The sequence below is a fragment of the Caldicellulosiruptor acetigenus genome (assembly GCF_026914305.1).
Classification (GTDB): Bacteria; Bacillota; Thermoanaerobacteria; order Caldicellulosiruptorales; family Caldicellulosiruptoraceae; genus Caldicellulosiruptor; species Caldicellulosiruptor acetigenus.
Window position 1 is genome coordinate 1 of the sequence record NZ_CP113866.1, and the last position, 20061, is coordinate 20061.

13 protein-coding genes are annotated in these 20061 nt (G+C 35.1%); 11 read left to right on the plus strand and 2 right to left on the minus strand.

What is annotated here, in order from left to right:
- From dnaA to OTK01_RS00040, 8 genes are all read left to right on the plus strand, one after another.
- The gene (gene dnaA / locus OTK01_RS00005) at positions 1-1365 is read left to right on the plus strand and encodes a chromosomal replication initiator protein DnaA (protein ID WP_014041708.1); all 1365 of its coding nucleotides are present in this window, start codon (positions 1-3) and stop codon (positions 1363-1365) included.
- A 219-nt stretch (positions 1366-1584) separates the two neighbouring features.
- Positions 1585-2691: a DNA polymerase III subunit beta gene (gene dnaN, locus OTK01_RS00010; protein WP_029228570.1), complete on the plus strand. Its 1107-nt coding sequence runs from the start codon at positions 1585-1587 to the stop codon at positions 2689-2691.
- 25 nt (positions 2692-2716) lie between these two features.
- Positions 2717-3778 (plus strand): DNA replication/repair protein RecF, encoded by a 1062-nt coding sequence (recF, locus tag OTK01_RS00015; protein WP_029228571.1) that lies wholly within the window; start codon positions 2717-2719, stop codon positions 3776-3778.
- Between the two features lie 29 nt (positions 3779-3807).
- Entirely contained in the window at positions 3808-4092 is a 285-nt protein-coding gene (locus tag OTK01_RS00020; RefSeq protein WP_013431452.1) for an extracellular matrix/biofilm biosynthesis regulator RemA family protein, read from the plus strand.
- A gap of 29 nt (positions 4093-4121) precedes the next feature.
- On the plus strand, positions 4122-6041 hold the full coding sequence (gyrB, locus tag OTK01_RS00025) for a DNA topoisomerase (ATP-hydrolyzing) subunit B (RefSeq protein ID WP_029672125.1): 1920 nt from the start codon (positions 4122-4124) through the stop codon (positions 6039-6041).
- A gap of 17 nt (positions 6042-6058) precedes the next feature.
- Positions 6059-6235, plus strand: a complete 177-nt coding sequence (locus OTK01_RS00030) for a DUF2281 domain-containing protein (protein ID WP_013431454.1) — start codon at positions 6059-6061, stop codon at positions 6233-6235.
- Positions 6236-6281: 46 nt separating this feature from the next.
- Positions 6282-8711 carry a DNA gyrase subunit A gene (gene gyrA, locus OTK01_RS00035; protein WP_029228573.1) on the plus strand — a complete coding sequence of 810 codons (2430 nt, stop codon included), beginning with the start codon at positions 6282-6284 and terminating at the stop codon, positions 8709-8711.
- 133 nt (positions 8712-8844) lie between these two features.
- The gene (locus OTK01_RS00040; protein WP_269011621.1) at positions 8845-10548 is read left to right on the plus strand and encodes an IS1182 family transposase; all 1704 of its coding nucleotides are present in this window, start codon (positions 8845-8847) and stop codon (positions 10546-10548) included.
- 34 nt (positions 10549-10582) lie between these two features.
- Here the strand turns inward: OTK01_RS00040 and OTK01_RS00045 are convergent, their stop codons facing one another.
- A complete protein-coding gene (locus tag OTK01_RS00045; protein WP_307188818.1) occupies positions 10583-12448 on the minus strand; it encodes a methyl-accepting chemotaxis protein in 1866 nt (621 codons plus the stop codon).
- A gap of 564 nt (positions 12449-13012) precedes the next feature.
- Here OTK01_RS00045 and OTK01_RS00050 point away from each other — a divergent pair.
- Positions 13013-14392 carry an ATP-binding protein gene (locus tag OTK01_RS00050; protein ID WP_029229235.1) on the plus strand — a complete coding sequence of 460 codons (1380 nt, stop codon included), beginning with the start codon at positions 13013-13015 and terminating at the stop codon, positions 14390-14392.
- Positions 14393-14510: 118 nt separating this feature from the next.
- On the plus strand, positions 14511-16421 hold the full coding sequence (locus OTK01_RS00055; RefSeq protein WP_029229236.1) for a beta-propeller domain-containing protein: 1911 nt from the start codon (positions 14511-14513) through the stop codon (positions 16419-16421).
- 46 nt (positions 16422-16467) lie between these two features.
- Here OTK01_RS00055 and OTK01_RS00060 read toward each other — a convergent pair whose 3' ends face one another.
- The gene (locus OTK01_RS00060) at positions 16468-17835 is read right to left on the minus strand and encodes a WG repeat-containing protein (protein WP_029229237.1); all 1368 of its coding nucleotides are present in this window, start codon (positions 17833-17835) and stop codon (positions 16468-16470) included.
- 212 nt (positions 17836-18047) lie between these two features.
- Between OTK01_RS00060 and OTK01_RS00065 the strand changes: the two genes are divergently transcribed.
- Positions 18048-19937: a hypothetical protein gene (locus tag OTK01_RS00065; RefSeq protein ID WP_269011622.1), complete on the plus strand. Its 1890-nt coding sequence runs from the start codon at positions 18048-18050 to the stop codon at positions 19935-19937.
- Positions 19938-20061 lie beyond the last annotated feature (124 nt).

Genomic DNA, 20061 nt, shown 5'->3' on the forward strand with positions numbered 1-20061 from the left:
ATGGTTGACTATGATGTGAACGAAGTGTGGGAAAAGATAAAGGAGGTCATTAAAAAAGAGTTAAATCCAAGCCCGACTGATATATCGTACAATACCTGGTTTGAGTCACTCGTGCCAGTGTGTTTTGACGATAACGACACTCTAATCCTGCGGGCGTTTGCAGATTTCCACAGGGATATTGTTATCAACAGGTATTCTATTTTAATTCTAAACGCTTTAAGAGATCTTTTCTCACCTCACTTAAGCTTGAAAGTAATCCTTCCCAACGAGGTGGAAAAGTACAAAAAGTTCTTAAAGCAAAAACAAGATGAAAAGCCAGAGATAACAACATCGCTCAATCCAAAGTACACATTCGAAACATTTGTTGTGGGGAACAACAACAGGCTTGCACATGCCGCAGCTTTGGCTGTTGCAGAAACACCACCGGGCGAGAGGACTTACAACCCACTTTTTATCTACGGCGGTGTTGGGCTTGGAAAGACGCATCTTATGCATGCAATCGGCCATCATGTGCTAAAGCTTTATCCCGGCACAAAGGTGATGTATGTTACGTCAGAGATATTCACAAACGAGCTGATTGCCGCAATAAGAGATGAAAAGACAGACGAGTTTAGGCTCAAGTACAGAAACGTCGACGTGCTTTTAATTGATGACATTCAGTTTTTAGGCGGAAAGGAAAGAACCCAAGAAGAGTTTTTCCACACATTCAATACGCTGTATGAGGCAAACAAGAAGATAATACTTTCATCAGACAGGCCACCAAAAGAGATAAACACATTAGAAGACAGGCTCCGCTCTCGCTTTGAATGGGGGCTTATAACAGACATCCAACCGCCAGACTTTGAGACGCGAATAGCAATTTTGAGCAAAAAATGCCAGCTTGAAGGAACACCGGTACCACAGCACATTTTGGAGTTTATTGCATCAAAGATTGAAACAAACATAAGAGAGCTTGAAGGTGCTCTCAACAAAATCCTTGCATACTCAAAGCTCATGGCACCTGACAAGGAGATAACATTAGAGCTTGCTGAAAAGGCTTTGAAAGAGTTTATCGACACAAACACAAAAAAAGAGCTCACAATAGAGGACATCCAGGCAGAGGTTGCAAGCTATTTTGGAATAAAGCTTGAAGATTTTAAATCGTCAAGAAGGTCAAGAAATGTCGCCTTTCCGCGCCAGATAGCTATGTATTTAGCAAGGGAACTTACAAACGTGTCGCTTCCTAAAATAGGCGAGGCGTTTGGCGGAAAAGACCACACAACAGTACTTCACGCCTGTGAAAAAATTAAGGAACTTATCAACACAGATTCAAACACAAGAAACGCTGTGGAAACCATCAAAAAAAGACTTATCAACAGAGAATAATAACATGTGGATAACTTTGTGTGAATTTTGATTTTCACATGTGAATTTGGTTGAAAACTTAAAACTTTATCAACAGGGATATTTACAGCCAAAAGCCCAAGTTTGACAAGCTTTTGAGCATGTTATTAACTTATCCACAGCTATTACTGTGAGTGCTACTGAGAAGTTTATTTGGTGGTACGCTTTTAAAACCCCCACATGAAAAAAGGAGGGAAGAATATGAGGTTTGTTGTGGATAAAGACATTTTACAAGACAATATTTCCAAGGTAATACCTGCTGCAGCGTCAACAAAGGTAACATCAATTTTAGAGTGTGTACTGATTGAGGCTGAAGACAGCATAGTATTTACAACAAACGATATGAAGATGCAGATGCAAACAGAGTTTGAAGCAGAGATTTTAGAAAGAGGAGCTGCACTGGTTAAAGCTAAGCTGTTTTCTGACATAGTTAAAAAACTACCAAGCGGTGAGGTTGAGGTTATAAGAGAGGACAATGAGGTTAAAATAAGAAGCCAGAAGATAGAGTTTAGACTTCCTACACTTGACCCGCTCGACTTTCCAAAGATGGAGAAAAAGCCAAGCGAAAGCTTCTGCGAGTTTGTTGCAAGCGAGTTTGTTGATGGCGTTGACAAGGTGATATTTGCAACGTCAAAGGATGAGACAAGACCAACGTTTACAGGCGTGCTCTTTGAAAAAGAAGAAGATGATTTTGTAAACCTTGTTGGAATGGACGGGCACAGGCTTGCAATATGCAAGATAAAACCAATTGCAGTTGAAGGCAGCTTTTCAAAAATTGTGCCTGCAGAGAACTTGGATGACATTACAAAGATAGTTGACATTGAAGAGGCAGAAAAGGTAAGAGTATCGTTTTTTGAGAACCAGGCAACATTTGAGATAGGCTCAACAACTGTGATACTTACCCTCATTGCCGGCAAGTTTTTTGACTACAAAGGTGCAATCCCGACAGAGTATTCAACCAAAATTTCAATTTCGTCAGACGTTTTAGAAAGCACGCTCGAGAGAGCTTCTATCGTGTCAAAGGACGAAAAGACCAACATCCAGGCTGTGATATTTGAGACAAACGGGATGATGTTCACAGTCCGGTCTATGTCTGCCGATGGAAGGTATGAAGAGGATGTGCTTTGCTCAGTTGAGGGTAAAGACATCAGAGTTGGCTTTAACGTCAAGTATTTCCTGGATGTTTTGAAAGAGCTGGATGGAGAGATAAACCTGTTTATAACATCGCAGACAAGCCCGTCAATTGTGCAAAAGCCAGACGACCCGAACTACATCTATCTTGTTCTTCCTATAAAGATGCCAGAGTAAAGCCTTTTTTTAGAGGTCATGGAATATGAAAATAAAAAGAATTTATATTGAAAATTTTAGAAGCTACAAGCAAAGATTTTTTGAGTTCAAAGATAAAATAAACTTGATTGTCGGAAATAACGCCTCAGGAAAGACTTCTCTTCTTGAGGCTCTATATTTTTGTATGTGCGGAAAATCTTTTAAAAGTCGAGATGTAGATGCAATAAACTTTGATTCCTACTATTTCAAGCTTGAGATGTCAGCTGAGGTTGGCGATATTGAGTATACCATTTTGTGCTATGTAGATAGAGCATTAGAGAAGAGAATAATGATAAATGATAAAAAGATAAAAAGGTTATCTGAGCTAATTAGCCTTTTCAAGTTTGTTTTTTTTGAGCCGGACACAACTGAGCTTATAAAACATCAGCCAAGCACAAGACGCCGATTTTTGGACATGGAAGTTGCAAAGCTTTACCCTTACATGACAAAAGTGTATTCAGAGTACCAAAGAGCACTTCTTTCTAGAAATGCATTTTTGAAAAGTTATGATAAAAAGGATATAATAGATGTGTACGATATGCAGATAAGCCAGCTTGGATTTTTGATTTTCCAAAAACGACAGGAGGTTATAGATAAATTATCTATTGAAGCGCAGAAGATATTCAGCTATGTGTTTGAAAACAAATCCTTGCTTGAACTAAGATATATGCCGTCAATTAACGCTTCAAGCGAGGAAGAGTATTACAAAGAGCTAAAAAAGTGTCTACTGAAAGATTTGAACCTTGGATATACAACAAAAGGTGTTCACAGAGACGACTTTGGGATTTTGATAGATGGAAAGCCAGCAATTGATTTTGCATCTGAAGGACAGATAAAACTTGCGGCAGTGTCGGTTGTGCTTGCAACTTCTCTTCTTTATACAGAGCCTGTGCTAATTTTAGACGATGTGTTTTCTGAGCTTGATAAGTTTAAAAGAAAAAATCTTGTAAAGTTTATAAGTCAGTACCAGTCATTTGTGACATCTGCAGAAGACGTAAAGACCCTTCAAAGTGAGGGAATACTGGACTTTGACAGTGCAAACGTGATTTTTCTTGAAAGGAGTATATAAAAAATTTTCTTTAAGGATGTGTAAAGAGGATGTTTGCTCACATTGGTGAGGATTATGTAATCAACAGCGCAGAACTTCTTGTGATACTGAGCTGGGATTCTTTTGTGCGTTCAAAAGACAATCTCAAAATTCTTGAAAATCTAAAACTTCATGACAGGGTTGTTGTTATAAATGATGAGATAAAAAAGTCTATAATAATCCTTGAAGTTGATGGAAGGATGTACGGGATAATATCTCCTGTGTCGCCGGGTACCATCGCAAAAAGGCTTTTGAACTTTAACCTCTATTTTGACAACTATTTGGACCAGGATTGATTTTGAAAATTATTTAGTTGGCAGGTGAGATGAAATTGGATAGGATAAATACAAATTCTCAGGAATACTCTGCAAGCGAGATACAGGTTTTAGAAGGGCTTGAGGCGGTAAGAAAACGTCCCGGAATGTATATAGGTTCAACCTCACAGCGAGGTCTTCACCACTTGGTGTACGAGATTGTCGACAATGCAATTGACGAGGCAATGGCAGGGTTTTGTAAAAACATTGAAGTGGTGATTCACAAGGACAACTCTGTTACCGTCATTGACGATGGAAGAGGAATTCCGGTAGATATTCACCCAAAGCTTCAAAAAAGCGGTGTTGAGGTTGTATTTACCGTTCTTCACGCAGGTGGAAAGTTCAACGAGAGAGTGTACAAGGTATCCGGTGGTCTTCATGGTGTTGGTGCTTCTGTTGTAAATGCTCTTTCGCGCTACTTGGAAGTTGAGGTTTATAGAGACGGCAAGGTATACTATCAAAGGTATGAAAGAGGAAAACCAACATGTGAGCTAAAAGTTATTGGCGAGACAAATAGGACAGGTACAAAAGTTACATTTTTGCCAGACGATGAGATTTTTGAGACCATAGAGTTTGACGGCGATGTTATCTTGCAGCGTTTGCGTGAACTTGCGTTTTTGAACAAAGGGATAAGGATAGTCTTTGTTGATGAGAGGGAAAAGAATGCAAAACCAGTTGAGCTAAAATATGATGGTGGTATTGCAGAGTTTGTAAAGTTTTTGAACAGGAACAAGGAAGTTTTGCACCAAGAGCCAATATACATTGAGGGTGAGAAAAACGACATCCTCATTGAGGTTGCTATTCAGTATACAGAGGATTTTGGTGAGAACATCTACTCATTTGCAAACAACATAGCAACAATAGACGGTGGTACTCACCTTATAGGGTTTAAAACTGCTGTTACAAAAGCTGTAAATGAATATGCAAAAAAATATAACTTCATAAAAGGTGATACGCAGCTTCTTGGTGAGGACATAAGAGACGGTATGACAGCAATTGTGTCTGTCAAGATTCACGAGCCGCAGTTTGAAGGGCAGACAAAAACAAAGCTTGGGAATAGCGAGGCGCGCTGGGCTGTTGAAAATTTGGTTTCTGAAAAATTGGCAGCTTTTTTAGAAGAAAACCCTGATGTGTCAAAAAAGATTATCGACAAAGCAATTTTGGCGGCAAAAGCGCGCGAAGAGGCAAAAAAGGCAAGAGAGCTTGTGATAAAGAGAAAGTCTGCTTTAGATAGTTCAAACTTGCCTGGCAAGCTTGCAGACTGTTCAGAAAAAGACCCTGCAAAGTGCGAGATATTCATAGTTGAGGGTGATTCTGCGGGCGGTTCTGCAAAGCAAGGACGAGACAGGCGATATCAGGCAATCTTGCCTCTTTGGGGTAAGATGCTCAACGTGGAAAAGGCAAGCCAGGACAAGATTTATTCAAACGACAAGCTCCTGCCTTTAATTCAGGCGCTTGGTGTTGGCATAGGAAATGACATAGATTTAAAGAAGCTCAGGTACCACAAGATAATCATAATGGCCGATGCTGACGTTGACGGGTCTCACATAAGAACGCTTCTTCTTACTTTCTTTTACAGGTACATGAGACCGCTTATAGAAAACGGCCACATTTACATTGCCCAGCCACCACTTTACAAGATAACAAAGGGTAAGCAGGTAAGATACGCGTACAATGAAAAGGAGCTGCAGAGAATCTTGCAAGAGATGAAAGATGCACAGGTTCAGCGCTTCAAAGGTCTTGGTGAGATGAACGCACAGGAGTTGTGGGAGACCACCATGGACCCTGCAAGAAGAATTCTTCTCAGAGTTGAGCTTGAAGATGCTGTAATGGCAGAAGAGATTTTCACAATCCTTATGGGCGACAAGGTGGAGCCAAGAAGGGAGTTTATAGAGAAGAATGCTAAGTATGTGAGAAATTTGGATATATAAAAATTGAGGTGGTTTTTATGGAAGTGGCAAGAAAGATATATGAAGAAGTTTTAAAGTTGCCAGAGGATGAGCAAAAAGAAATACTTGATTTTATTGAGTTTAAAAAGATGAAATACAGAAAAGAATTAGAAAAGATTATTGATAAAGTAATTGAGAAGAATTTTGATATACTCAAGGAGTTAGCAGATAGATGAAAATGATTGATGTTGATGATTGCATAGAAGGAGGCTTTTTAAGAGCATGGAAGAGCTCGATTTTAGGATAATTCCTGTTGAGATACAGGAAGAGATGAAACGAAGCTATATAGACTATGCAATGAGCGTGATAGTGTCGCGTGCGCTGCCAGATGTTCGCGATGGTCTAAAGCCTGTTCACAGAAGAATTTTATATGCAATGAACGAGATAGGTCTTACACCTGACAAACCTTACAGAAAATCTGCAACAGTTGTAGGGCATGTTCTTGCTAAATACCATCCGCACGGCGATGCTGCGGTGTACGAAAGCCTTGTTCGAATGGCCCAGGACTTTTCCATGCGCCATCCTCTTGTTGACGGGCATGGAAACTTTGGGTCGGTTGACGGCGACCCGCCTGCTGCTATGCGTTACACTGAAGCGCGTATGAGCAGAATTGCTCTTGAGATGCTTCGCGACATTGAAAAAGAGACAGTTGATTTCATGCCAAACTTTGACGAGTCGGCAAAAGAACCAAAGGTTTTGCCATCAAGGTTTCCCAACCTTTTGGTAAATGGCAGCCAGGGAATTGCGGTTGGTATGGCAACGAACATACCGCCTCACAACTTGGCAGAAGTGATTGATGCAATAGTGTACTTACTTGACAATGAAAATGCAACTCTTGATGACATAATGAAAATAATCAAAGGACCTGACTTTCCAACAGGCGGGTATATCATCGGCAAAAAGGGTATAAGGGATGCGTATGCAACTGGAAAAGGAAAAATCATTGTCCGGGCAAAGACGACAATCGAGCAGACATCAAAGGGAAGACAGAGAATAATTGTCACAGAACTTCCTTACATGGTCAACAAGGCAAGGCTTATTGAAAAGATTGCCGAGCTTGTCCATGAGAAAAAGATTGATGGGATTTCGGATATAAGAGATGAGTCTGACAAAGAGGGTCTGAGGATTGTAATTGAAATCAAAAAGGATGCAGATGCAAATGTAGTTTTAAAACAGCTTTACAAGAACACCCAGCTTCAGGACAGTTTTGGAATAATCATGCTTGCGCTTGTTGACAACCAGCCAAAGGTTCTTACTCTTATGGACATGCTAAATCTTTACATTGAACATCAAAAAGAGGTAATTGTTAGAAGAACAAGGTATGACCTCAGGAAAGCAGAAGAAAGAGCTCACATTTTAGAAGGGCTCAAGAAAGCTCTTGACCACATAGATGAGATAATCTCAATCATTAGGTCATCAAAGACAGTAAATGAGGCAAAAGAGAGGCTCATTAGCAGATTTCAGTTTACAGAAGCCCAAGCTCAGGCAATACTTGACATGAGACTTCAGCGCCTCACTGGCCTTGAGCGGCAAAAGATTGAAGAAGAGCTTGCAGAGCTTATCCGTATGATAGAGTATTACAAAAACGTGCTTGCAAGCGATGCGATGGTAAAGGAAATTATAAAAAAAGAGATTCTGGAGATAAAAGAAAAGTACAAGGATGAGAGAAGAACAAAGATAATTCAGGATGAACATGAAGACTTTGAGGAAGAAGAACTGATTCAGGAGCAGGAAACTGTAATCACACTTACCCATTTTGGGTATATAAAACGTCTTCCTCTTGACACGTACAAGAGCCAAAAACGTGGTGGCAGAGGCATCACAGGAATATCAACCCGTGAAGAAGATTTTGTTGAAGATGTCTTTGTCACAACAACACACCACTACATTCTCTTTTTCACAGACAAGGGAAGAGTTTTCCGCTTAAGAGCGTATGAAGTGCCCGAAGGTTCTCGCCAGGCAAAAGGCACTGCAATTGTAAACCTCATTCAGATTGGCAAGGACGAAAAAATAACAGCTACAATGGCTGTAAAGGACTTTAAAGAAGGCTATCTTATGATGTGTACCAAAAACGGTACAATAAAGAAGGTGCTTTTGAGCGAGTTTGAAAACACAACTAAAGCTGGCAAAAAAGCGATAACCCTTGCAGATGATGATAGCCTTGTTGATGTAAAACTTACATCTGGAAACGATGAAATTGTGCTTGTGTCAAGCAATGGATACTGTGTTGTGTTCAATGAAAATGATGTGAGGGTCATGGGAAGGTCTGCACAGGGCGTAAAAGGTATGACGTTAGAAAGTGGCGATTTTATTGTTGGAATGGAAAAGGCAAGCGATGGAAAGTATCTTCTGTGCGTCACAGAAAACGGGTTTGGAAAAAGAAGTGAGATTGAAGAGTATAGAAAGACAAAGCGCGGTGCAAAAGGAGTATTGACTTACAAGGTAACAGACAAAACAGGCAGTATTGTTGATATAAAGATGGTAAACGATGATGACGAGATAATGATATGCTCTACAGAAGGAATATTTATAAGGCTTGAGGTGTCTCAAGTTCCTGTTCAGGGCAGAAATACCCAAGGAGTAAAGCTTATGCGAATTGACACAGGTAACATAAAGGTTTCGTCAATTGCAAGGATAAAGGCTGAGGAGTGAAAGGACTTTTTAAGTGTATGAAAAAGGGGCTGTCCAAAAAGATGAATGGGCAGTCCCTTTAATTTTGCTCTTTTGACATAGTGATATATTTTTGATATAATATATCAAAAATGATAACATAAGGTGATAAACCATGGCTCGTAAACATGATAAAGTTGTCTTCAAAAATTACAGCCCATACCAATATTTAATGCCTATCGACCCAGAAGCTTTTATACCTCAAAATCATTTGGTCAGAGTAATTGATAAAATCATTGATAAGATAGATATATCAACCGTAATGGAAAAGTACAAAGGTGGTGGTACAAGTAGTTACCATCCACTGATGTTATTAAAAGTTTTAATCTATGCTTACATACAAGGTATTTATTCATCAAGAAAAATAGCTCGGGCTTTACGTGAAAACATTACTTTTATGTGGCTCTCAAAATATCAAGCTCCTGATTTTAGGACTATCAACAGATTTAGAAAAGAAATTTTGGGGGATGCAATTGAAAATATCTTTGCCGAGGTGGTTAAACTCCTTATAGAGTTAGGATATGTAAACTTCGACTATTACTATCTCGATGGGACAAAAGTTGAAGCCAATGCGAACAAGTATTCTTTTGTTTGGGCTAAAAGTACAAGAACTTTCGAAAAGAAGTTAAGAGAAAAAGTGAAAAACATAATCGAAGAGATTGAAAAAATAAATGAAGAGGAAGATAAAGCATTGGGAGATTTAGATGTAAAGTTAGAAGCTGACTATGATAGCAAGCAGTTAGAAGAAAAGATTGAGCAAATAAATCAAAAACTTGAGGAGGCTGAGTTTAAAAGCAAAAGAAAAGAAAAAAGAGTAAAGAAGCTGGTAAAGGTACTGAAAAATGATTGTGTCCTCAGACTCAAGAAGTATGAGAATTATGAAGCAATTTTAAATGGCAGGAACAGTTTCTCTAAGACAGACAATGACGCCACATTCATGAGGATGAAGGAAGACCATATGAAAAATGGGATGCTAAAACCTGGGTATAATGTGCAAATCGGCACACAGAACCGATTTGTGATAGGTTTTAGCATCCACCAAAGTCCCACAGACACTGTCTGTCTAAAGGAACACCTTGAGCTTGTGGAGAAGATAACAGGCCACAAGCCCAAGAACCTTGTAGCAGACAGTGGCTATGGGTCTGAAGAAAACTACCTTCATCTGAAAGAATGTGGCATAAATAGCTACATTAAGTATAACACATTTGACATAGAGCAGACAAGAAGATTTAAGAAGGATATTTTTAATGTAAAGAACTGGGAGTACATAGCTGAAGAAGATGCCTATGTTTGTCCTGCTGGTAAGAAGGCTAAATATTTATATCCGAAGATAAGTGCAAATGAGAGAGGATTTGTAAGTTATGAGAAGGTATATCAATGTGAAGAGATTTGTAATGGCTGTGAATACAGAGAAAAATGTTATAAAGGTAAAAGATGGAAGAAGAGATTTAGTATAAGACCTAGGTTAGAGAAATTGAAGGAAGAGGTAAGGCAAAGGCTATTGAGTGAAGAAGGCAAAGAGATTTACGAAAAAAGGAAGATAGAAGTTGAGACAGTATTTGGGATAATAAAGAACAATAAAGGGTTTAGGAGATTCCTGCTCAGGGGTATGAAGGGTGTAAAGCTTGAGTGGGGTTTGGTTTGTATTGCCTATAACATAGAAAAATTAGCGAAGATAATAATAGAGGGCTGGAGTAAAACTGCCACCCAACCCTCTTTTTGTTTGCTATATAGTTCAATATTGGTATTTAGTAGCATCAAATGCCCGATTCTGGTTATTAAAAATTATTGTTTTGGGACAGCCCCTTTCTTAATCTAAGACAAAATAAAGAAGCTGTTGTTATAATTGTAGATTAAATTTTAAAAAACTCTGTATTTTCAACAAGAGAAAGTGAAACTTGAGCTAAATCCTGAGCATTTTCAGCAATTTCTTCTGACCCGCGTGCAACTTCGTGTGATGCTGCTGCAATTTCCTGCCCGGATGCAGCTGTTTGTTGAGAGACAGCTGTTATTCTCTCAATATTTTTCATTATTTCAGCATTCATTTCTTTATTACGGCCAAGTTCTTCAACTGCATTGTTTACCTCTGGTGAGATTTCGTAGATTGAATCAATTATTAACCTCAAATTAGATACAGCTTGATTTATAACATCTAATTGAACTGAACTTTCATTTGTAATCTTTTCACTCAAGCTCAAAATATCAGCAATTTCGGTTTTAATTTCATTAATTATTGTACCAATAATTTTTACTGAGTCTTTTGACTGTTCGGCCAATTTTCTAATTTCATAAGCTACCACAGAGAAACCTTTGCCTGCTTCTCCAGCCTTTGCAGCTTCAATAGATGCATTCAAAGCAAGTAAGTTTGTCTGGTCAGATATACTTTTAATTGTTTGAACAACCATTTCAATATTTGCTGTTTTGGATGCAAATGCATCAATTGTTGACTTCATATTTGTAAACTGGTTCATAAAATTATTTGATATTTCTACAACTTCGGTGAGTTTCTGTTCACCTTGTTTGGAAAGCATATTTGTATTTTTTGCAAGTTCAATTATATTGCTAAATACCTGCTCTAACTTTTCAAAGCTGTCCATATATCTTTTTTGGAGCTGAAGAAGGTTTGTAAGAGATTCTGCTATTTCAGTCATTCCTTGAGCAAGCTGGTCAGTTGAGCTTGAAATCTCTTCTGAAGAAGATGAAATTTCCTGTGATATTGCAGACAGATTCATGGCATTTGAATTTACCTTATTTGCATTTTCTTGTATTGACTTTATTATATATGAAATTTTTGATATAGCCCGATTGTATTCTTCAATCATTTCGCTTATTTCTTTTATGATAGAGTTATCTTTAACTGATATATCTAAATTTCCCGAGGCAAGGTTTTGAGATACAGCTTTAATTTTTTTGAATGATGAAATTATAAAGGTTGTAAACAAAAGTAAAAGCAGGATAACAATTAATGATATAATCAATGTAATAATTATAGCTTGTTTTCTTGTTGAACTAATTACACTTTCTATTTCGCTTTTTTCTATGGCAGAAAAATAAATAAGGTTTGTCAAATTATCGTATCTATAAAAAGCAGTCTTTTCTTTTCCTTTATAGACATAGTCGATAAAACCTTCTTTTTCCTTTTTCATTTTCTTCACATATGGTTTTAACACAGAATCTGTCCCTATACGTGTTTTATCAGGATGTATTAAGACCTTTCCATCAGGTGACAAAACAACAATGTATCCAGACTTGCCAATCTTTGTTTTAACAAGTCTTTCACCAAAATTTTTCAGACTTATATCTGCACCAAGCACACCAACTATTTTGTTACCATTTTTTACTACTTTTGACACAGAGGTTGTAAGTTCTTTAGTCACTGCATCTACATAGATACTACTTAAAAGTACTTTGTCAGGGTTTTTGAGCGCTTCTTGATACCAAGGACGTTTTCGAGCATCAAAATCAGCAGAAAGTTTAACTTCAGGGTACAGAAGCAGTTTTCCATTCTGGTTAAATCCAAAATAAATAAATTGAATATCTGAACCATACGTTGTAGAAATAGCTTTGAAATAGTTTAAAAGTTCTGCCTTTTTGTTTTGGTCTTCAAAATTAATATTTTGTAATGTTGGCACAGAGGCTAAAATGTTTATCTGTTCCATAATTTTTTTTATAGTCTGTCTCAGCTCTTCTGATGCAGCAAAGGTTGCACTTTTGAATATGCTTTGTTGCTGTGCTCTAAACTCTTACTTACATTTGAGACAGTAAACGTCTCGACAGTTCCAACTGTTAGGAGCAAAATTACTATTAATGGTATAATTAAAAAAAGCACAAACCGAATCTTAAATTTTTTCATTTTCATACCACCCGTTTTTAGTTTTTTTTTTAAAAGTTATAATGTATATATACCCTCAAGAAAACACAGACAAATATTGTATACATAATACTTTTGGGTGTCAACAAAAAATTTTTTAAATTGCGATACAAAATACAACTCATCTTTCAATATCTTTCATCCTGCAAACTTAAAAAAATTCTTCCACATATGAAAGTTTACTTTTCCTTTTACACTTTGATTCTCAATCTCTCATACATAGTTTGAAATTATAAATTCATTATTTTTTTCTGTTGCATTTAATTTTACAACATAAACCATATTATTTTCTTCAAAATTTTGAGCAACGATTTTGTTTTTAATATGTTATAATATTATTAACTTTAGAGTTACTTACTTAAAAGTTACTAACTCTAAAGTTAGTAACTTATAAATCGGTGAGGTGAGATTGATGTTTATTGGCAGAGAATTTGAACTTCAAACTTTGAATAAACTCTACAGTGAAGATAGGTTTCACTTTGTTATAATCTATGGAAGAAGGCGTGTGGGAAAAACCACATTATTAGCTGAGTTTTGCAAAGATAAACCTTCAATATTTTTTGTTGCTGAAGAGTACAATGACAAGATGGCTTTGGAGTCTTTTTCAAATAAGATATTATCATATTTTGGATTAGAAGGGCTTTTAAATGGGTTTGAGTCATGGGAAAAGGCATTTTTGTTCTTAGCTCAAAAAGCAAAAGATGAACGTCTTGTGGTTGTAATTGACGAATTTCCTTATATGGTAAACTCAAACAAAAGTATTCCTTCAATCCTGCAAAGGCTTATAGATCATAATCTCAAGAATACAAAGCTGTTTTTGATTGTTTGCGGATCTTCTGTTAGTTTCATGGAAAAGGAAGTGCTTGCGTATAAAAGTCCTCTATATGGGAGAAGGACAGCACAGATTGTTGTTGAGCCTTTCAATTTCTTTGATAGCAGAAAGTTTTTCGAAAATTTTTCATTTGAAGAACAGGTCATTGCATATGGTATACTTGGCGGAATACCACAATATTTGAGGATTTTTGATGATAGGATGGATATATACGAAAACATAAAAACAAAGATTTTGGACAAGTCTTCTTATCTTTATGAGGAGCCCAAGCTTTTGATAAAGCAAGAACTGAGAGAACCAGCCTTATACAATTCAATAATAGAAGCAATTGCACTCGGTAGCAGTAAACTGAGTGAAATAGCAACCAAAGTGGGAGTTGACACAGACAAGTGTGCGAAGTATCTGTCCATTCTTATTGATCTGAAAATAATCGAAAAACTTTCACCAGTTGCAGAAAAAGAAAAAAGCAAAAAGAGCATATACAGGATAAAAGATAATTTTTTTAGATTCTGGTATCGATTTGTTTTCAGCAACAAGGAATTGATTGAACAGGGCTTGGCAGATGAGGTCATTGAAAAAAAGATAAAACCTTTCATGAGCCACTTTATAGGGCCTGTCTATGAACAGGTGTGCATTGATTATATGAAAATGCTGAACAAAGAGAAAAAGCTTCCGTTTACTTTTGAAAAGATAGGAAAATGGTGGGGTACCAATCCAATCAAAAAGTGCGAAGAAGAGATTGATATAGTAGCAATCGGTGAGAATAAGGCTATTTTTGGAGAGTGCAAATGGAAAAACAAAAAAATGGGAATTAGCGAACTTCACAGTTTAATTGAAAAAAGTAGCATTTTCAATTATGAGGATAAATACTATATCTTATTTTCAAAAAGCGGGTTTGAAGAAGACCTAATGGAAGCTGCTAAAAATAACGAAAGGGTTATTTTACTTGAAAGTTTTTAAAAATAAATTTTCAGATTGATTTAAAAAAAAATGACATAACATTTGCGCTTTTCTTTCGTTAAATTTTTTAGAAGGTGAGGGATTTGGAAAATCAGGTGGATAAAAGGAGAGGTTTTAAATGCTAAAAAGAATACTTTTGGGAGTGATTGTATTGCTGTTGGCAACTTCTCTTGTGGGAGTTTTTAGAGCCATGCCAGATGAAAATAAGACAGAAAGTATTTTACCAAAGATTAAAAGCTTTGATAATTTTAAAAAATTGATTGCTGATGCTCAAAAAAAGCTTCCTTATTTTGAATTCTCAAGAGATGGATTATTTTTGGAAGGAAGACCCGGGATAGTTTATTCTCAAGATGCTAAAGTATCAGACGAATCTACCTCTGACTACTCTAAAACAAACGTTCAGGTTGAAGGTGTTGATGAAGCTGACAGAGTCAAGACAGATGGTGAGTATATTTATGTTATAAATGAGACTGCCAGAAAGCTCACAATAGTAAAAGCATATCCTCCACAGAAGATGCATCTTATGAGCAGCATCAAGTTAGAAGAAGATTTTTATCCAAAAGAGTTTTATGTGGACAGCAGGTATTTAGTGGTAATTGGTGAAAGCAAGGAAGTATATAAGCAAATTCCTTACAAAGAAGATGATTTAGACTCAAAGAAAATCTCAAGCAGAATAATAGCTTATCCACCCTATTATACCACAAAAGAGACAGTTTGTTTTATATATGACATCTCAGACAAAGCAAATCCAAAGAACATAAGAAAGATAACCCTTGATGGCAGATACTTGACTTCAAGAAAGATCGAAGGAAGCATTCATATAGTTTCTTTAAAGTCTTTTCCATATTATTTTATCGACAGCAAAAATCTATCAGCCCAAGATTTCATGCCTTCTTATTCAGACACTTCTATGAAAGGTGCGCAAAAAGTCTATATTGATTTTAATAACATAAGATATGTTCCTGACTTTACAGATTTTAGCTACACGCTTGTTGGAAGTTTTAATTTAGATTCCGACACTTCGCCTGTTTCAGTTGAATGCATCCTTGGTGCAGGAGACATAGTATACTGCTCAAAAGAAAATCTTTACATTTGCGCTCAAAGTTATAAAAAAGTGATTTTGCCTGCAAAAACTTTGGAGTCTTTAAGACCAAGATATTGTTACAAGCCAAAAACAATTGTTTACAAATTTGCATTGACAAAAGGTAGGGCAGAAGTTTTGTGTGCAGGCTTTGTTGAGGGAAAGGTGCTAAATCAGTTTTCGATGGATGAGTATGATGGGTATTTGAGAATTGCCACAACAGTTGAATCACATTATTCCTGGGAAGGGGATTTTCAGGAGTACAACGCTGTGTATGTTCTTGACAAGAACTTAAAAATAGTTGGTAAACTTGACAAATTTGCAAAAGGTGAGAGCATCTACTCTGCGAGGTTTATTGGAAATAGGCTTTATCTTGTCACCTTCAAAGCGCTTGACCCGTTTTTTGTGATAAGTCTTGAGAATCCTCAAAAACCTGAGATTTTAGGGTATCTGAAGATACCCGGGTATTCGACATATCTTCATCCATATGACCAAAATCACATAATCGGATTTGGCAAGGACGCAGAAGACCTAAATGAAGAATATGCCATTCCTCTGGGGCTTAAGATTGCAATGTTCAATGTTGAGGATGTAGAAAATCCAAAAGAGCTGTTCAAGGTCATAATCGGAGACAGGGGCACTAACTCTGAGCTTCTTAATAATCACAAGGCACTTTTGTTTGATAAGAATAAAAACATTTTTGCATTTCCTGTTGTGATTTACGAAAAAGATGGGAATATATTTAGAGGTGCTTGTGTTTACAGCATTGACATGAAAAAAGGATTTATATTGAAAGGAAAGATAACACATAACATATCGGAAAAGGGATGTTATGATATAAACAGGATTTTATATATAAATAATACTTTATACACAATATCAGACAAGATGATAAAAGCAAATAGGATAGATAATTTAGATGAAATAACAAGTTTAATGATGGAATAAATATGGATTAAAATAAAAGTATATGGAATCAAAGGGGCAGGATTGATCAATCCTGCCCTTTTAAAACAAGTCCAACTGTTTTTGTTTTATTATCAATTACAACATATCCTAATTTAGGAAGGTTTGTGGAATATTTAAATAATCTAAAGCCGACAGAATTCATTGTAAATTCAGATGAACACATATCTCTATATTTAACATTGTTTACAATCAAGAATCGAGAATTTTTGGCTGGAAACTTTACTATGAAATTGCCTTTTGTGTCTATAAGGCCAATATAGTTGTCAGTAGTAACACAAGACATATGGGCAAAAAATGAGTCTGCCTGAATGTATTGAGGTTTAATAGCTATTTTAAAATTTTTGTCCATAAACCCCCATCTACCATTTTGCTTGAAGGCACACAAGCCTTCACTGAATTTTTTTATATCCTCAAATTGAGGTGTTACTACAAATTTGCCGTTTATATCAACAATACCCCACTTTTTGTTTTTTGAAACAGCAATTAGATTATTCAAACCAATATATTTGATGTTTTCATAAACTTCTTTGCTCTTTGTTTTATTAGAACCTTTGATGAATATGAGTTTGTACTTATTTTTGTTTATTTTCTCATAGGAGATATATTCTGATGCTTTTTTTTCAGTATTTTGCTTATTTAAAACAGATTGATTTTTGACTTTTTTGTTTTCTTGTCTTTGCAATACTTCAGCAAATTTTTTATTTGACAAAACTTCTTCAAAAGTTTTGTATTTTATATCCACAAACATGTTGCCATAGCTATCAATAGCACCACACTTTCCATCTTTTGAAACTAACAAATAAGGTATCTTAGGGTCTGGAAAAGGTCCATCAAGTGCACAAAGGTAATATTTTGCGTGTACAGCAACAATTCCATTGCAGTTTGCAGTAGGGAAAGGTCCATAAGATATAAAATTTATTTTATTAAATTGAGGTTTGACAATGTTTTTTGTGCGTAAATTAATAAATCCTATTTTTCCGTCTTTTTCATATAAAAAGATATCCATAAAAGCAACAGCACCTACTAAATATTGGTTGTCAATGTTTAAAATAAATTTCAAGTTTGAATCTAAAATTCCTGGTTTTCCATTTTGCCAGACTACAAAAAAGTCTTTGTAAATCTTTGGAGAAAGTTTTGGTTCTGTGCTACTTTCAGAGCAAATTATATCTATACAGTCGAATATTGGATCAAAAAGTACTTTACCGGCAGGGGAGAGAAAGCCAAATTTTCCATTCTTATGATAAATAATAAGGCCATTTTCACAAAATATAAGTCTTCCAAACTGCGGTTTTAAGTAAATATATTTTTGGGTATTAGCTTGTAAGGGATTTGTCAATACAAATAAATTTGAGATTATTAATATCAAACAAGCAACTACCTTTATTTTTCGCATTCAAAAGCCTCCTTTGAAATTTTGTTTTCTTCAATGATCAGACCTTGTTATGTTGAAAATGTAATAGTAAAATTATGGGATTGATAATATTATAAATAATATTCAAGTAAAAGGCAATATAAAAGACAATGTTCATTTATGGTTAATTTTTGCTATAATATTGAAGTAAATAAATATTAATTTTAGTTTATAAATATAAAAGGTGGTAACAGATGATGAAAAATGAAAAAGAAAAAAATAAGTTATCAATTACTGAATATTTAATATTAGCAAGTTTTATATTTTTTGTGCTGTTTTTGATTATTTTCTTAATAAGGTTTATTGTATACTTCAAAGACCTTAGTATTATCCGCAATAATATTTATAAGGATTTATTGCAAGACGAGATAATAAAGGAGTGCTTTAGTGCATTTTGGTATTTATTAAAAACCTATGGGGAATCAGCTATCTTCATTTTTACCATCTTTGTGTGTACTCTTTTTATTCTTTTGGCTGTTATGTGTGCCTTTGATAGAAAAGGAGAGAATAAGAAAACAAGAATTAACTATAAGTATGATATGAGGATTTTGAATATAAACAATAGTAAATCTAAAAACGATTTTAAACTGACTAAAATAGATCCAGTAATTGCTAAAGTGATAAAAGACCATTATGTATTTAAGGTATACGATGATGGAAATATTTTAGTTCCTTATTCTATTTATGAAGGATATTATGTAGATGGATTAGTTATTTGTAAAAACCTGGAGATAAATGCGACAGGTAAAATAGAAAATATTGAAGAGAAACTTTTTGAAGAAAGAGATGTTTTTGAAATGGAAGAACCAAACAAGGTTTTTACAGCCCAGGTAAAACTTTATTTAAAAGAAGTCTTTAAGAAGGAAATAAAAAACAACTTTTTAGACAATGTTTTTATGAGCAGATGGAATGCGGTAGTTTTTGCTTCTTTGTTAATTGTAGTTTTATATAACATATTTTTGGATTTTAGACTTATGAGCCAGGAAGCAGGATTTTCAAATTTGCAGCAACTTCTGATTGTGCTAAGCAATAATTTTATATTCATTTCTTTGCTGCTATTGTTCTGCGGGTTGTTTTTAAATTTTTCTTACATAGATATTTCTGAGATGTGCAACACTATAAACTTAGAGTTTATTCCACGCTTTTATAAGCGTTTATATCTAACTAAAGAGATAAATGATGTGAAATACGATAAATATCAGATAGTGTTTATTAGGCGAGATATTTTTGAGAAGATGAAAAACGAGTATGAAGAGGTTGTGAAAGATAATTTGTTTGAAGTGAGTTTTCTATGCTGTGAAAATATAGAAGCACCAGCTAAAAAAAGATTGCTTGAGGTAAAGTGGATTGAAGTAGATATGAATATAAAAGAGCTTGATGATATCGCATGCATTGAAATATTTAAAAACCAAGATGTAATAAATAACACTGGTAATAAGCTATTTAAAAGAAATTTTGCAATTCCAGCTATTTTGCTTTTATCTTTGGTAATTGTGGGAATTTGTTTGTATGTAATAAAGTTGTGGACAGCAAATATGCATATGGTAGGAGAGGTAAAAAAATATTTATACAATTACAGCATACCATTGCAAAAGGCAGAAGAGATAATGGATCTAATGCCTGCTTGGTATTTTTTAGATGTTGCAAATAATAACAATAACAATCATATTTTAACAAACTACAGTTTAGCAGAAACAGCGTGGAATCTTAGCCCTTTTAAAATTTTCAAAAAATCGCAGGTATCAAAGATTAACAACTTTGATAATTTTAAAAGCTATGTAAATAAACTGAGTTATATGACAAATTTAAAAAATAGCTCAAAAGAGAATTTCAACAGATGGTTAAGTAATGTGAAGGAAATAGAGAAAAAAGAAAATGTCATCCTTTCATTTAGAGAATTCAGTTTCTGGGATGTGCCATTTATTTTTATAAATTCAGTTGCTTTTCTTTCAGTGCTTATATTTATTGGTTTTTTATTTTTACTTTTCGATTTTTTAATATTAGGTATAATAGTAAAATTTAAATTGGCAAAGATAGATGACGAGATTGAAAAGGTGTTGATAAAAGTATTAAAAATTTCATAATAAAAACAAGACATGTAGTAATAAAATGTATTTAACAAAAGAAAAGTAGTTTTTACTGTAAAAATATAAGAGTATTTAATGTTTAAAAAACAATTTTATTTGACCGAAATTATTCTACCTGCTA

Coding starts and splice junctions, on each gene's coding strand:
- dnaA (WP_014041708.1), top strand. CDS start 1: ATGGTTGACTATGATGTGAACGAAGTGTGGGAAAAGATAAAGGAGGTC.
- dnaN (WP_029228570.1), top strand. CDS start 1,585: ATGAGGTTTGTTGTGGATAAAGACATTTTACAAGACAATATTTCCAAG.
- recF (WP_029228571.1), top strand. CDS start 2,717: ATGAAAATAAAAAGAATTTATATTGAAAATTTTAGAAGCTACAAGCAA.
- OTK01_RS00020 (WP_013431452.1), top strand. CDS start 3,808: ATGTTTGCTCACATTGGTGAGGATTATGTAATCAACAGCGCAGAACTT.
- gyrB (WP_029672125.1), top strand. CDS start 4,122: ATGAAATTGGATAGGATAAATACAAATTCTCAGGAATACTCTGCAAGC.
- OTK01_RS00030 (WP_013431454.1), top strand. CDS start 6,059: ATGGAAGTGGCAAGAAAGATATATGAAGAAGTTTTAAAGTTGCCAGAG.
- gyrA (WP_029228573.1), top strand. CDS start 6,282: ATGGAAGAGCTCGATTTTAGGATAATTCCTGTTGAGATACAGGAAGAG.
- OTK01_RS00040 (WP_269011621.1), top strand. CDS start 8,845: ATGGCTCGTAAACATGATAAAGTTGTCTTCAAAAATTACAGCCCATAC.
- OTK01_RS00050 (WP_029229235.1), top strand. CDS start 13,013: ATGTTTATTGGCAGAGAATTTGAACTTCAAACTTTGAATAAACTCTAC.
- OTK01_RS00055 (WP_029229236.1), top strand. CDS start 14,511: ATGCTAAAAAGAATACTTTTGGGAGTGATTGTATTGCTGTTGGCAACT.
- OTK01_RS00060 (WP_029229237.1), bottom strand. CDS start 17,835: ATGCGAAAAATAAAGGTAGTTGCTTGTTTGATATTAATAATCTCAAAT.
- OTK01_RS00065 (WP_269011622.1), top strand. CDS start 18,048: ATGATGAAAAATGAAAAAGAAAAAAATAAGTTATCAATTACTGAATAT.